Below are 14382 nucleotides of genomic sequence, written 5' to 3' on the forward strand. Positions count from 1 at the left end.
TTACCCTTTTCACTGGGTCATCCCTCCAATAAGGGACTTTTTCATCATGACCGCAAGCCCCGACGCCTCACCCCGTCTTGGACACGACCAGCCCGGAGCCACGGTCATACCCCACATCGAAACCGTTGATCGTGGCATGCAACGCGCCATCACCATCGTCCTCGAGGAATACGGTCAGCTTCCCGGCGAGCCAAGGCGATTCCGTCCACAGCAACGTCTCCTCACCACACCTCTCCTCCAACTCATGAATCAGCGCATCAATCGCGTCGTACCTGCCCATCGCCGCCGGCAAACGAACGGCGCACTGCGACACCAGCAGTGCCAGACGATCGTCAGGAACCGAATCCGTCGGCACTTCGGCACCCGGTTCGATACCGTGGGAAGGGTCGCTAATCCACGGCAGCAGACGAATGGCGCCTTCCTGCCGCCTCAGCAGCAGGACTTCGACCGTTTCCTGCGTATCACGAACCGCGCGCTGTCCCTTATCATCATCCCCATCGTCCAGCGGGCTGTTTTTGAACCAGTCCGTCAGGGTGTTTCCATTGGCATCCATGTCGTACAGCGATTTCAACAGGTAGGACCGTGCATGCGACCGCTTCCTGTCCCATTCGGCCGAGCGTTGCACAATCGCCTTCTCGTACGTTTCCCGCCACTGTTCAGGAATCCCCCCAATCGCATGTTCGCCATATGCGCGACGCACAACGGTCGCGATATCCTCGGGCAGACGTGCAAGCGTCACCGATGATGGTTCCGTCAGCGCCATCACACCCAACGTCTCCAATAGCGACGCCTCCGCATACACGGCTCGCACCGCCGCATCGAACCGCGGAATCCCCTCCCACTCGGCAATCCCACGGATATAGCAGACGGCCTCCCGCAAGCGCGGAGGCCGGTCCAGCTGCGCTTCACCGCGATTATGACGGTGCACACGGCCAAGACGCTGCATCAGCAAATCCACCGGCGCGATATCCGTAATCAAGGCATCGAAATCGATATCCAGCGACTGCTCCAACACCTGCGTTCCCACGACGATCAGCCGCTCAGGACGCCTGCCGTTCGCCTTCGTGCTCCGAGGCCCGAGCAGTTCACGCAGCTCGCGTTCGTTATCCATGCGGTCCAGATCCACGAACCGGGAATGCGTCAACCGGACCGTGTCGCCGCCATATCGTCCGGCCAGCAATTGCGCCGCATGCTGCGCACGGTCCACGGTGTCGCATATCACACCAATGCAACCGCCATCTTGCAGAAGGCCGTCAAGCAAGGCGATCAGCGATTCGTCATCGTCCGCCAACATCCTGCACGCCACCTGCATGGCACGTCCGGACGACGCAACGGGCATCGTATGGAGTCGCGCACCGGAGGAATAGGTAATCATCGGATACGCCTCGGTCTCGGACTGGGACAGGCTCCCCATCGACGCCCCGACCGGCGACCGACCATTCAGTCCCATACGTTCCGAAGCCTCGGAAGCCGTACGACGCCGACGTCGTCCGGGATGAACCGGCAGACCATCCGCCGTAGAAGAAACATCCGCAGTCCGATTGTGGTCATTGAGCTCCCCCGCGGACCATCCGCGCAAATATGCTTCCGCCATCTCCTTGCGTTGGCGTTCGGGCAAGGTGGCGGACAACAGCACCACCGGTGTGTGAAAGCCTCCCAGCCATTCAAGAATGCGCTTCAGATACTCCTGCATATAGGCGTCGTAGGCGTGGCACTCGTCGATAACGACCACCTTGTTGGCGAGCGCCAACTGCCTGAGCACCACATGCTTCATCTGCAGGGCGCCCATGAGCACCTGATCCACCGTACAGACCAGGAAGTTGGCCAGTGCGCCTTTCTTTCGCCCCCACATCCATTCGGACACCATGGTCTCTGGGCTACCTTTTTTGCGTACCGATGTCTCAGAACGATCGCCATCAGCATCAATCGACGATATGGCGCGGCGCGAAGCCGCGATGATACCGCGAAAATCCTCGTTGAGTTGCGCCTTACCGTGAGCGAGCCAAATCGTCCTGTCATTCTCGTCCTTTTGCGTCGGCAAAGCATCGAGCCATGCATGGACTCTGCCGAACATGGCATCGGTGGTCGCCATCGTCGGAAGAGCCACACATACGCCACCGCGCCCGGTACGATGGGCGAGCAGTTCGGCTGCGGCGAGAGCGGCTTCGGTCTTGCCCTCGCCCATCGGCGCTTCGATGATCATCAGACCAGGCTGGTCCACCGTTCCGGCCAAACGAACCGCCTCACGTTGTATCGGGCGGGGATGGGCGTTCGGAGGGAGCTTGAATCTGCTCTGGAACCATGATTCCACGACGGCAGCATCCATGTCCGGTTCAATGGAGGACGACTTCCATGGCTCGCACATATGCAGATTGCGCCAGGCACGATCGGCGCGGGCATCCAACCCCTCCCAAGAGTCCACATCAGGACCGACGGCCGTATCTGCACCGCGATCATCAATGGAAACGTCACCGCCCAATGCAGCCAGAGTACCGGGGACGGGGACCAGCGGAAACAGGCTTTCGTCGCTGTTGCTGGCCATCCAGTCGGCCATGATGACCAATCCGGTCATCAGCGATTCGCTTTCGGCGCTCAGCCGCCGTATGCCAAGCGTCGCGACATCCCGCGAAGACAATCCGGCGCGGCGGATGACGAACTCCAGCAACTCGTCCTGCACGGGCATCCAACGGCCCTTCGACGCCGCGTCCCATCCCATGCGTATCGGTTCGCCGAGACAGGCCTCTCTTATCTTATGGTCCTCGGATGGGGTGCCGTGATGTCCGCCGATCACGCTCGCGTAGGATCGTGCGACGCTTCCGCCCCACCCGTACGCGCCGCACATGTGCCGCTCGAAGATCACTTGCCCGGCTATCGGATGCGTGGGCCTGTTGGGATTGGACAGGCCGCTCCTGACCGGCAGCCCGGCATGTTCGGGCAGCCACGCCAGCGACGATGAGGAACCGTCATCCGAAGGATCGAAGCGTATGGGCTTGGATTGGAACACCGGTGTGGCCTTGCCGATGTCATGCGCACCGGCGAGCAGCGTATACACGCTGCGGGCATAGTCCCTGCCGTCTGTCTTACCGTTCGTGTCGCGGGCGATTACCCGTTTCACGCCATCCGGCACCCAGTGATCCCAGATGCGTTCCGCCATGGCGATTGAATCGGCCATGTGCACGTACAACGGCAGCCACCAGTCACCATCGAGACGATCGGTTTTGCCCCATAGGGAACGGGCCTGTTCGGAAAGATATATTTCGGTCACATCAGACCTTTCAATGCCGCTTTGAGATTGACCCGGCGGGGATACTTCGCCGATAGCGAGCGCGCATACGCCGCAACCCATGCCGCTCCCATGAAGGGAATCGCCCGGCGCAACCGGTCGGCGACTTTGCGGTATTCCGCGCGAGATACAGTACCCACGAACGCACGATCCCCCGCATAGGGTTCCAAGAGCAGTGCCGTCGCCCGGACCGGCTGCGATGCGGCGACGGAATCATACAGGCGATCGATCGCGCCCGGAACACGGGAACAGTATTCCAGTGTCTGCTCATCCAAATGTTCCGATTGCAACAGATACTCATATATTCGGTTCTCGCATATACGATTCTCACCATCCCGCGTCTCGCATTCCTCGATGATGGCCGGCAATGTGCGCTCACGCCACTGGCGGCCGCCGACCAGCTTCCTCAGCCCATCCACACAGGCTCTGCCATCCTCCAAGGTCGCATCGTCATACCATGGGATGGTCTTGCCACCGTGCGCGATGATTCTCCTGTACAAGTGCTCCAATTCCGCCCTGTCAGCCAGTCGTTGGGCTGACGCGACCAGAACCGTTATCCATCCATAGGGGAACGTCGTTTCCGGAAGCGTTTCCGAAGCTCGCCATACGGATGTTTCAGGCACCGCTCGCATATGCCGCATCGCCAGTTCGCGGACGCGCCCGAAATCGTCCGCAAGCACCGCACGGGAGACGGCGAATGTGGCCATCGCGCCGTCCTCGATATGCTCCAGCTCATATCGCTCTGCCCTGTCGAATTCGCCGGCAAGCACTAGATCATCATGCCGAAGGGCGCACAGTGTCGATCGCCATTGTTGCGATTCCTCCTCCAGCTCGGCGACCGAGTCAACTGCAGTCGAATCAGTCACCGTCGAGTCGGCCGATGTCGAAGCGAACGGCGAAATGATCGGCAAATCAGCGTCGTGCTCCAGATTGGACAGTGCCTGATCCGCAATGTGACGCACACGCGGGTTCGAGGAGAGTGACAATAACGCCGCCGCCATGCCGTCTCGAGAGGCACTCCAGCTCACCTGAATTCGGTCGTGCACGGCATCGACAAGCATATCGGCCATCGCCTTCAGCACCGCTGCATCGATATCCGCATCCCGCGTGGCTTTTTCCATAAGCAGCCGAATCTTCCAGACCAGCTGCTCGATGCACTCATCCGCATCTCCCGATGAATCGAGATATTCCAGCGACTTGTCGGCGATGTTCATCACGGCGACCGCGTTGCGCATGGCGGCCTCATAGTCATCCGTAGCGAGCGCATTGTCCAGTACATCATTCGCACCAGTGAACGCAGCCGTCACGCCGTCGCCGTCGGGCCAATCGCTCTCATCGAATTCGTCGTCGTCCCATCTATCGTCATCCCACTCGTCGTCATCGTCGCGGAAGTCAAGATACGACTGCACGGCGCTTTCCGTCATGCGACCGGCTTGTTGAAGACTCAGACAGGGAAAGCTCATTCGCCGCATTGCCTCGCATTCGTCGATCACCCGAGGATCCCAGACCAACAACGGGCCATGATCGCCGTACCATGAGGAGCAATAGGACCGAACCGTCTGATAGGTGTCATGAGGAATAGGCCCGGGGTCGTCGGTCGGCATCGTGGTCGGCGTCATTGTCGGCATCCGAGCCGGTGACGCCGACAACGCCGACGACGAATCCGAGACCGTTCCGCCGGCACCCATCTCCCGCCCCGACGGAACGGCACCGTCGGGATGGTGAGCCTGTTCGTCTGACGCGCCATGCACGATGGCGAGCAGCACCGCCGCACAATGCTTACAGTAATGGCCGGAGACAGCCGACGGACAGGTGCATGAGCAGGATTGGATGGTCCAGTCCGCAGTCGACAAGCCGGCAGACGGGCTCAACGATGCCAAGTCAACGACCGTCGCATCGGACTGGACATCGCCACGGCCATGCACGCGTATGGTGACGTCATACAGAGAACCACCCCTTACCTCTCCGTGAAAGATGCCGGGAGCGATCTGCGTAACACCTTCGACACGGCCATCACGCCAATACGATTCGCCCCGCTCAAACACACGGGACCCGAACAGCTGGGACATTGCCGAGAATTCCATGTATTAACTGTATCCGACACGCATTACGCGCTGCTGCGGATGCCGCGGCGACGTGACTGGTATCCCGCGTCTATAATTCGTTGAACATGACGCAGACACTATATTTAGCACATTGTTCTGCTGCGGATACTAGATGTGCGGAGTGTCCTGTACCTTTACGAGCGGTGACATGTTCGCTATAATTATTGATGTTAAAAGCCACCACTGCCTCTCTTTGAAGCACACTAGGGTGGCATTTTTCTTATCAGAGGGGATGATGAACGAAAACGATACTCCGAAGCTCCGCCCCTATCCGCAGCATCCGACGAAATCATTGGACGTCTTATCAGCTAAGCTTATCGACAACGGCTTGTCCGGAGTGAGCCAGGAACTGCTTAAGCGTCGAATCGAGCAGGCCGGTTACTTCCGACTGAAAGGCTACTGGTATCCGTTCCTCACCCCTGTATTGGAGCAACCGGCAAAGCGTTCGTTGCCATTCCGGCAAGGTACGCAATTTCAGGATATCTGGGATAGATACTTGTTTGATCAGGAACTGCGGATGCTGGTATTCGACGGTATCGTCACCATCGAGATATACCTCAAGAGCTTCCTCGCCCATGAGCTATCGGTATTCGGCGGCGAATTCGGCTACATGACACGGGAAGGACTCCCGGGGTTGAGCTATGCGACCACTTGTCCTGCCTTTCCTCGTTACGTTCGGCGTTCACCAAATCGAATCTTCCGTACCTCAGGCATTTCCGGAACACCTACAGCGATCCGCTGCCTCCGTACTGGATGATCGTCGGATGTCTGAGCTACGGAACGCTCAAGGAGAACTTTTACCAAGGCGCACCAGCCCATATTAAGAGAAAGCTGGCCACCAGGCTGCACATCTTCAATCCCAACCCGAATCTCGCCGTGCGCGGCGACGCCAAAATCCTCTCCAATTGGCTTGAGACTATCCGGCAGGCTCGGAACATGACCGCGCATCACGATCGCTTCTGGAACGAAACCAGCACCCGTATCGCGCCGAAACTGCCGAAGCATCGCAGCGGATCCCATGCAAAGGATTGGTGGGGCAACGATTGGGATATTTTCCGCAGGTCTTCCGGCCCCGCCGTGTTCCTCACCATGGAGAACTACCTGACGTCCCGGATCGACGGACCCGCATGGACGGAGAAATTCATCTCCCTCATGGATAGGTACCCTCAGATTCCGAAGTCTGACATGGGATTCCCTGACGGATGGAGAATGTCGCCACTGTGGCGAGTCGATGGCTCAGTTCATTGACGGGGGCACCTTAATTGTATAAACGGAAAACGCCTGTCTTTTCAGAGACGTGGATTCAAGGAATTGCCCACCCTTGAAAAGACAAGAGATGAGGAATCGTCTTTATTGGACGATGTGAGTGATTGCGTAGACCATAAGACCTGCGATGACGATGACGGAAACGAGGATTGCAAGTCTGGTTTCATGGCGTTCCTTGGCCGACATGTCGGCCTGTCGGTTGGCTAGGGCTTCGGCTTCGGCGGCGATGGCCGCGAATGCACGCTCATCTGATTCTCAAGCGAGGAATCATCCTCGATGCCACCGAAGGACTATTCGGTTTCGTCGTGGTTGTCGTTCATGGTCCTGCTCCGTTCCTGATTGCTGGATTGCTTGCTTTATGCTTGCTGGCTTGTTTGATTGCTTGCGCGTCTGCTCGCCTGCATGCCGCCAAGCTTGATTGTTTGATTGCCTGACTGCCTGCCGGCAGGCTTGCTGGCTTGCCAGCTTTCGGTTTGCCCCGCGAGGATAGACATGCGGGTGGCGACGAGCGCGTAGCGTGCGATCGACCGGTAAAGCTGACGGCCTTTGCCGTCGTTCCAGAACCGGTCGAATTGTGCTATCTGCTTTGCAAGGGGTACATCAGACCATCTGCGGTTATGTATCTGCCTTGCAAGGGGTACCTAAACAGCGATACCCCAAGTATCGACCTTGCAATTTCAACCCTCATAGTCGCAGTTCCGACATTCAGGCACCCCTCGCAAAGCAGATACATAACCGCACACGCGACAAAGTACCCCTCACAACCGAGATACCCCCTATACGGTGAACTTATCGACGCGGAGGCGAAGAAAATCCGATAGGGGAAGTCCCCGACGATTCCAGGATTGCGGTCGTGTACCAAATCTGTACCAAACAAGTACCAAAACGGCTTTCGCCGGAAAACAGAAAAGCGCCGGAACCCAAGGATTCCAACGCCTTTCGTGGCAGTCGCCAGTGGTACCCCCAGAGAGGGGGATACGGCCCAGCGTCGTACAGGTCCATCTCCACCACTCCGGGGGCAAATAAATTTACCTTCATTACTTACAAAATCAATCATAGCAACGGTTCCCGCTTTCTTCCAATAGACACGCAAGCAGTGTTGCTCCTTATCGTCATCTTCATGCGGCTGATGGTCGAAACGACCTGTGACGAGTGATCGAATCAGCCTAAACCTCAATGATTGCAAGGCCTAAGGCACTAGAGGTGCATTTTTAGGTGCAATGGCTCACTGAGAGCGTATTCGGCCACTTGGTGGCATTTTTGGTGGCATTTTTCCGAGGCCGTTATGCCATGCCATCGATCTTGGATTCAGCACAAGGAGCATCATCATGTCCGCGAGGACGAAGAAGGACAGTATGGGGCCGTCGCCGGGACGGCGGAGCAGGTTCGGCACCGTGACGCCGCGCTACGATACCGCAGGCAATCTCGTCGCCTGGCAGGTGCGGTACCCGGACCCGAAACGACCGGGCAAGAAGGTCCAGCGTCAGTTCAAGCCGGACATGGAGCACGAGGCGCACCAGTGGCTCGAAGAGGAACGGCATCTGGTGGAACTGGATCGCAAGAACATCCAGGAATGGGTCCATCCGTCAGAACGCCGCCGCAGGAAGCGCGCGAACCTGATCTCGTTCGAGGATTACGTGACCCGGTGGGCGGAAGGATACCGGCTGCCGAACGGCGAGAGGATAGCCGGCGGCACGCGCCGGAACCTGTATCTCGACATCGCGCACTTCATGCCGGGCTTCAAGGGCAAGCTCCTGACCGAGATCACGCCGAAGGACATCAAACGCTGGTACGACGCGCCGCACCCTGAGGGGCAATGGGCGTTCCGCCGCTCATGCATGCGCCTGAAGGCGGCGTTCGCCAGCGCCACGAAGATGAGTATGGACGGCTCCCCGCCGCTGATCCGCGACAACCCGTTCATCCTGCCCATACCACCCGCGCCACGATCCGCCAGGGAGGACGTTCCACCGGTCACGCCGCTGGAACTCAAGCTGATCGCGGAGAACATGCCCGACTACACGAGACTGGCGGTGATACTCGCCACGCTCGTCGGAGGCCTCCGTTGCGGCGAGCTGTGCGGCCTGCAGATCAAGGACATCGACCTGAAGGCCAAACGCCTGACCGTGCGACATTCCGTCAACAGGGGCTATGCGGATCGCGGTTCGACACGCATCGCCAGGACCAAGACCGACTCCAGCCGGCGCACCGTGCCCATCCCCGACGGACTCGTTCCCCTGATTCACGACCACCTGCTCAGGCACTGCGAATGGACGGACCCGGAAGCCATGGTCTTCCGCCCCAGACGAGCCTCGGTGATGAGCCAGACCACCCTGGAGGCCCAGTTCCGCAAAGCCAGGGAGAAAGCCGGCCGCCCCGACCTGACCTTCCAATCCCTGCGAGCGAGCCACGCGACCCTGCTCATGCTCAAGGGCGGCACTCTGCGGGAAGTCATGGACGAACTCGGCCACGTCAGCGAGAAGGTCGCCATCAAGCACTACCAGCGCATCGTCGCCCGACACCGCAACCAGATCGTCAACCAACTCGCCGAAGACTTCATCAAAGCAGCGCAATGACCACATGCAGACGAATACGGATTGAGACGCCCTGTTGCCCGGTGTATACAGAACTATTCCCAATCTGGAATAGTTCTGTATACAATAGGAATATGGCTATCAGAACGAATCGGACGCTGCTCACACGGCGGGAAGTCGCCCGTAGGCTCGGAGTGAGCGAGCGACGGGTCAGCGCGCTTCGCGCTGCTGGCCGGCTTGAATCTCTTTCCGTGGGAGGCGGCTCGCTGATTACGGAGGATTCCGTACGTCGCCAAGCACAGTGGCAGGGTGCGGATGGGCGTCCTTATTCACCAGACATGGCGTTCGGGGCGCTATACATGCTCAGCGGGCTCGACGCGCCATGGCTGGGCCGGCAGCAGCGATACCGGCTCAGGGGATACCTGAGGCAGATGGATGCGGAGAATCTGACCCGTCTCGCGCGCAGGCGTGCGACGACGGTCGAATACTGGTGCAGGGACTCCAACCTCGACAAGGTCGAAACCCTCATCCGTCCCTCCGCCGCCACCGGAGCATTGGCCGCCTCGTTCCAATTGACCGCCACAGACGTGGTGGAAGGCTACGTCACCGCCGATGCTCTGAACGACGCCATTCGGCAATGCCGGTTGAAGCAAGGCGCGACTCCGGTCCGGGTACGGCTCCATGTCACCGACGATCTTCCCGCCGGTGAGGGCCCTATGCCTCTCGGCGTACGTGCGGCCGACCTGGCCGAATCCAACGACCCGAGAGAACGCCGCGCCGGCATGGAAACCCTTCAACAGCTGATCGACGAATATCATCGCAAGGAGCATCAGGCATGATTCCGACAATCCGCATCCCCAACACGGGCCATCCGTGGAATACCGTGTACGCGGTCGCCGCGGCGAACATCCCGGAATCATGGCTGCTTACGGGCGGGCTCATGGTCCAGCTGCACGCCATCATGGGCGGATTGACAGCACGACCCACCACCGACGCCGACCTGCTCGCCGACCTCATGGCGGATCGACGCGGCATCGCCAGACTGCGCGGCATTCTCACCTCTCGCGGGTTCGAGACGCAGCCGGGCACGCTGACCGGATACACGACCCGCATGATCGCGCCGAACGGCGACGTCGTGGACCTGCTGGTCGCCGATCACCTTCCCAAGTTCCTTGGGGCTGACGCGACCATCGCCGGCACACCGGTGCTATCCATGCCGGGCGGCGCGCAGGCAGTGGAACGCAGCATGCAGGTCCAACTCATCGATGACAAGGACGGCGCCGAAGTCGTGGTTCGCATCCCGGACCTGCTCGGCGCGCTGATACTCAAGAGCGCGGCCTACAGCGCCGACCACGCCGGCTACGGTGACCGTCACCTCTATGATGCAGCCATGCTCGCATCCCTCATCCCGGATCCCGATGCGGAGCTCGCACGCTTGCACAGCGGCACCGACCGCAAACGCATCAGACTCCTGCACGACAAGCTCATCGAGGATTCCCCGTACTGGGACAACCTCGATGAATCACACCGTCAAGACGGGCTCGACACTATTGAAACGCTCTCCACATGGTAATTGTCGGCAATTCCTTTTCTTGCAGATCCAGTTGTACCTTGCGAAAACCTTCAGATGAATGCGCCGTCTCGCATGGTGAGGGTGGTGTCGCATTGGGCTGCGACGCGTGGGTCGTGGGTGGCGAGGATGAGCGTGGCGCCTTGCCTGCATTGCGCGAGGAGCATGGTCATGATGGTGTCGGCGGTGTGCGTGTCGAGTGCCGCGGTGGGTTCGTCGGCGATGATGATGGCGGGGTGCATCACGGTCGCCCTGGCGATGGCGATGCGTTGCCTTTCGCCGCCGGACAGTTGCCCGGGCATGCGTCGCGCCTTGCCGGCGAGCCCGACTTGTTCCAAAGCGGCTGTGGCGCGTTGCCGGCGTTCGGCGCGCTTGATCTTGGGTTTCGCGTATTCCATGGGGATGGCGACATTGGCCCATGCGGGCTCGTCTTCGAGGATCGCGTAGTCCTGCGGGATGAAGCCGAACATGCGGTTGCGCCATGCGGACCGGTCCTTGTCGTTTTCCGGCGTCGGGCGTCCTTGCAGGAGCAGGGAGCCGGAGGTGGGTTGCATGGACAGTCCGATCATGCGCAGCAGGGTGGATTTGCCGCATCCGGACGGTCCCATGATGGCGATCGACTCCCCGGCCGAGGCGTGCAGGGATACGTCGCGCACGGCGAGGAGCTGCGCCTGCCCGTCCGTGTATCGTTTGGTCAGGTTTCGGGCGTCTATGGTCGTCTGTGGCATGGTCGGTGCTTCTTTCATTGAATGTGTGTGGTTGCGCGTCGTACGGCGATCGTCCAGACCAGGGCCGCCATGGCGAGGATGACGGCGATCATCGTCCGGGATGCGGTGGCCACCGGTTCCCCTATCAGCTGGAAGCATGCCAGCACCACGGCGGCGGGCAGCAGCATGATGAGGATGAGTCCGGCGACGCGGATCGCCTCGTCCGCGGCGGTGGCGCCGTAGAGCCGGCGGACGAGCATCGCCGGCCGCTCCCGTGCGAGGGTCACGGACAATGATTGGATGATCACGATGACGGTGAGCGCGAGGAAGGCGGACAGTCCGAGCAGGTACATCAGCGCGCGCACGATGAGATCCCTGTCGCGTTGGGGCTGCTCCGTGTTCAGCCGGTGCGGCACGAGTATCAGGCCGGCGTCGCGGCTTCCCGTGATGAAACCGTCGAGCTGGGTTCGGGATGGGTTGAACATGACCGTTTTGGTCACCGCCTCTTCGAGTTCGATGTCGTTGAGCCGGTTCAGCGAACTCGGGTTGAGTCGGATGACGATGGTCCGGTCCAGGTTGATGCCGGCGGTGTTCGGGTCGAATATGGCCGCCGAGGCCGGCAGCGTGCCGGTTACCCTGACGTCGGTGCCGGCGATATGCACACTGTCGGGCGCCTGCGCCCGGTCCACCCGGTAGCCGATGGACGCGCAGGGCGCGTGGGAGCACAGGCCCAGACGGGGGAACACGTCATCGACGTTGCCCATCAGGACGATGGCCGGTATGCCGTTGGCGAAATCGGGATCGTCGATCTCGACGTTGTTGACGATCGCGGTGTACGCCCTGCCCTGCTCCAGCATGTCCCGCAAACTATCCGTCACCTTGGGGTCCGTCTTGCTCGGGGACTGCAGGAGGTATTGCGGGGAGAACGTGACCGCGTCGACGGCCCGCAGACGAGCCTCGCCGCTGATCACGCTGGATTCGGTCAGCACATCGCTGAGCGTCATCGTGAACACGCTTCCCGCGAAGACGACGAGCAGCGTGATGCCGAGAATCGATCCCCATCGCCTCAATCCCATGCGGACGCCGGTCATCAGTTCATGGATCATCGTTCCACCTCGTCATTCGATCGTATGCCGAGCCATTCAGCCAACGCCGTCACAAGCGCCGTCAGGACCGTGCCGCTGATAAAAGCTGCGGCGAACGCGGCCGCCGGGCCGATGCCGGTCCTGCCCGACACCACGGTGATGAGCACGGCGCTCAACACCGTTCCTGCCAGCACGCCGGCCACGATCGGGACAACGGCCTCACGCACCCGGCCCGCCCACACCTGCCTGCCAGTGGCGCCGAACAGCCGTCTGACATGCAGGTCGGCCTTCCTCGCCGTCTCCATCGTCATGACGCACACGCAGGCGCAGACCAACGCCAGTACCAGAAACAGCAAGGTGATACCCACGAAGGAATCACCGGCAAGGGACGACCACAACGACTGCGCCTGCGGTTGGGTCACGTCCATGCCGCAGCGCGCGAACAGGTCCGAGATCTCCCGGAGCCGCTGCGGGTCGCTCGTGTTCACATACACGCTGCCGGGAAACAAGGGAACCGCCCCCAACGGGAGCACATACTGCAGGTTGCCGCCGACGTTCGCCCCCGGAACCCTGACGACACCGCCGACGGAAAACCCGGCGGGCAATAGCGGTGCATCCCCATGCTCACGCCATTGCCCGGCCGAGAACGACGACTCGATCACACAGGCCACGCGACTGTTCATGTTCCGGCATTCTTGCGGAAGCGCATCGGCCCATCCGATGGAGGCCCCCGACGACTGGAACACGATCGCCGGCCAACCGTCCCCCACGGAACCCTCCAACAGGGAAATACCGTGACCGGAAAGATACTCGGCCAGATCACGCGTCGCCTCAAGATTCTTTCCGTCGTCGTGCCCGGCATCCGCCGACGCGGTCAGCACCAGTTGCGTCTTCGCGTCGAACATGCCCCATTGCGATCCACGCCAATCAAGAACGCTCCAGTACACCGCCCAGGCAAGAAACGAAGACAACATCCCCAACAGCAACGATATTGCGCAAATGGATGTAGAAAAAAACTTTAGATGACGGGTAATTTTTAGCATTCCGTATCTTTCCAATCACGGTATTTCTAGATGGGTGCAATAAGAAATGCGTCAGAAGTATTCAACACCCCAGTAATAGTGCGTGACGTACTTATCGCCCCACAATACGGAATCCCAGACGGAGTCCGTCCTGCTTCGAACCTGAGTGTCTCCTGAATAGGAAGCGGCTGATGTATACAGTCGTCCGGTATCCAAGCTGGGGCCGGCCTGTCGGGTGAAACGCTGATATCCGCGACGCGCGTGACGCCCGCCATCATTATAGGAAGCCTGAATCTGTACGTAGCCATTCACCTTGATGCCGCCAATGCTGCTTTCCCATGTGCGTCCATAATTCGGACCGCCGGCAAAAGCGGTAGAAGGCAATGCGATGCCAGCGATACCCAGAATTGCCGCAAGGACAATTGCCGTAAATTTCTTTCGAACAATCATGATTACTCCTTTGTTGGAAATTTGGAATGTGTAAAGACATGCGTAAAAAAACTAGATGATAATTACTTTCCTTTCTGCTAGATGCCGAAGTCTTATGGCTTCGTCTTGCAAGATCCAGTCTTCTACCCCAGCGAGATAGAAACAATCAGAGAAGGAGTTATTGACATCTAGAGATGACTCGCAATACGTCAATCGGAGAAGGGGAAAGCTACAACTAGCTGCTTCTATAGCCAACCTAATACTGATTATGTTTGTTTTTGTCATCTCAAGATGACAAAAACAAACAACGGCTCTTTCAGCATATTCACTTACACTGTTCCTTGGTTTCAATCTCCCCACAAGGCGCACGCAGGGTGCGCCTTT

The 14382-nt window shown here is 59.6% G+C and carries 12 protein-coding genes; 6 read left to right on the top strand and 6 right to left on the bottom strand.

What is annotated here, in order from left to right:
• Positions 1-67 precede the first annotated feature (67 nt).
• Both BMYO_RS03375 and BMYO_RS03380 read right to left on the bottom strand, forming a co-directional pair.
• Complete coding sequence (locus BMYO_RS03375; protein WP_233428106.1) at positions 68-3265, bottom strand: CRISPR-associated endonuclease Cas3''; 3198 nt, start codon at positions 3263-3265, stop codon at positions 68-70.
• Complete coding sequence (locus tag BMYO_RS03380; RefSeq protein WP_094667160.1) at positions 3262-5352, bottom strand: SWIM zinc finger family protein; 2091 nt, start codon at positions 5350-5352, stop codon at positions 3262-3264. Before BMYO_RS03380 ends, BMYO_RS03375 begins: the two co-directional genes overlap by 4 nt.
• 271 nt (positions 5353-5623) lie before the next feature.
• On the opposite strand from BMYO_RS03380, the gene BMYO_RS12300 reads away from it, so the two are divergent.
• From BMYO_RS12300 to BMYO_RS12030, 6 genes are all read left to right on the top strand, one after another.
• A complete protein-coding gene (locus BMYO_RS12300; protein ID WP_158216937.1) occupies positions 5624-6145 on the top strand; it encodes an Abi family protein in 522 nt (173 codons plus the stop codon).
• Positions 6040-6636 (top strand): Abi family protein, encoded by a 597-nt coding sequence (locus tag BMYO_RS12305; RefSeq protein ID WP_158216938.1) that lies wholly within the window; start codon positions 6040-6042, stop codon positions 6634-6636. The genes BMYO_RS12300 and BMYO_RS12305 overlap by 106 nt, the downstream gene beginning before the upstream one ends.
• A gap of 254 nt (positions 6637-6890) precedes the next feature.
• Positions 6891-7088, top strand: coding sequence for a hypothetical protein (locus BMYO_RS11665; protein WP_158216939.1), 198 nt, complete (start codon positions 6891-6893; stop codon positions 7086-7088).
• 894 nt (positions 7089-7982) lie between these two features.
• The gene (locus BMYO_RS03405) at positions 7983-9227 is read left to right on the top strand and encodes a tyrosine-type recombinase/integrase (protein WP_094667163.1); all 1245 of its coding nucleotides are present in this window, start codon (positions 7983-7985) and stop codon (positions 9225-9227) included.
• 317 nt (positions 9228-9544) lie between these two features.
• A complete protein-coding gene (locus tag BMYO_RS03410; RefSeq protein ID WP_233428107.1) occupies positions 9545-10024 on the top strand; it encodes a hypothetical protein in 480 nt (159 codons plus the stop codon).
• Complete coding sequence (locus tag BMYO_RS12030) at positions 10021-10758, top strand: hypothetical protein (RefSeq protein ID WP_223847562.1); 738 nt, start codon at positions 10021-10023, stop codon at positions 10756-10758. The genes BMYO_RS03410 and BMYO_RS12030 overlap by 4 nt, the downstream gene beginning before the upstream one ends.
• Positions 10759-10808: 50 nt before the next feature.
• Here the strand turns inward: BMYO_RS12030 and BMYO_RS03420 are convergent, their stop codons facing one another.
• The 4 genes from BMYO_RS03420 to BMYO_RS03435 form a co-directional block, all read right to left on the bottom strand.
• A complete protein-coding gene (locus tag BMYO_RS03420; RefSeq protein ID WP_052382033.1) occupies positions 10809-11483 on the bottom strand; it encodes an ABC transporter ATP-binding protein in 675 nt (224 codons plus the stop codon).
• A gap of 14 nt (positions 11484-11497) precedes the next feature.
• The gene (locus BMYO_RS03425) at positions 11498-12568 is read right to left on the bottom strand and encodes a hypothetical protein (RefSeq protein WP_094667165.1); all 1071 of its coding nucleotides are present in this window, start codon (positions 12566-12568) and stop codon (positions 11498-11500) included.
• Positions 12565-13452: an FtsX-like permease family protein gene (locus BMYO_RS03430; protein ID WP_094667166.1), complete on the bottom strand. Its 888-nt coding sequence runs from the start codon at positions 13450-13452 to the stop codon at positions 12565-12567. The genes BMYO_RS03425 and BMYO_RS03430 overlap by 4 nt, the downstream gene beginning before the upstream one ends.
• A 189-nt stretch (positions 13453-13641) precedes the next feature.
• The gene (locus tag BMYO_RS03435; protein ID WP_094667167.1) at positions 13642-14019 is read right to left on the bottom strand and encodes a hypothetical protein; all 378 of its coding nucleotides are present in this window, start codon (positions 14017-14019) and stop codon (positions 13642-13644) included.
• Between the last annotated feature and the right edge of the window lie 363 nt (positions 14020-14382).

Origin of the sequence: Bifidobacterium myosotis (assembly GCF_002259745.1) — a bacterium.
Taxonomy (GTDB): domain Bacteria; phylum Actinomycetota; class Actinomycetes; order Actinomycetales; family Bifidobacteriaceae; genus Bifidobacterium; species Bifidobacterium myosotis.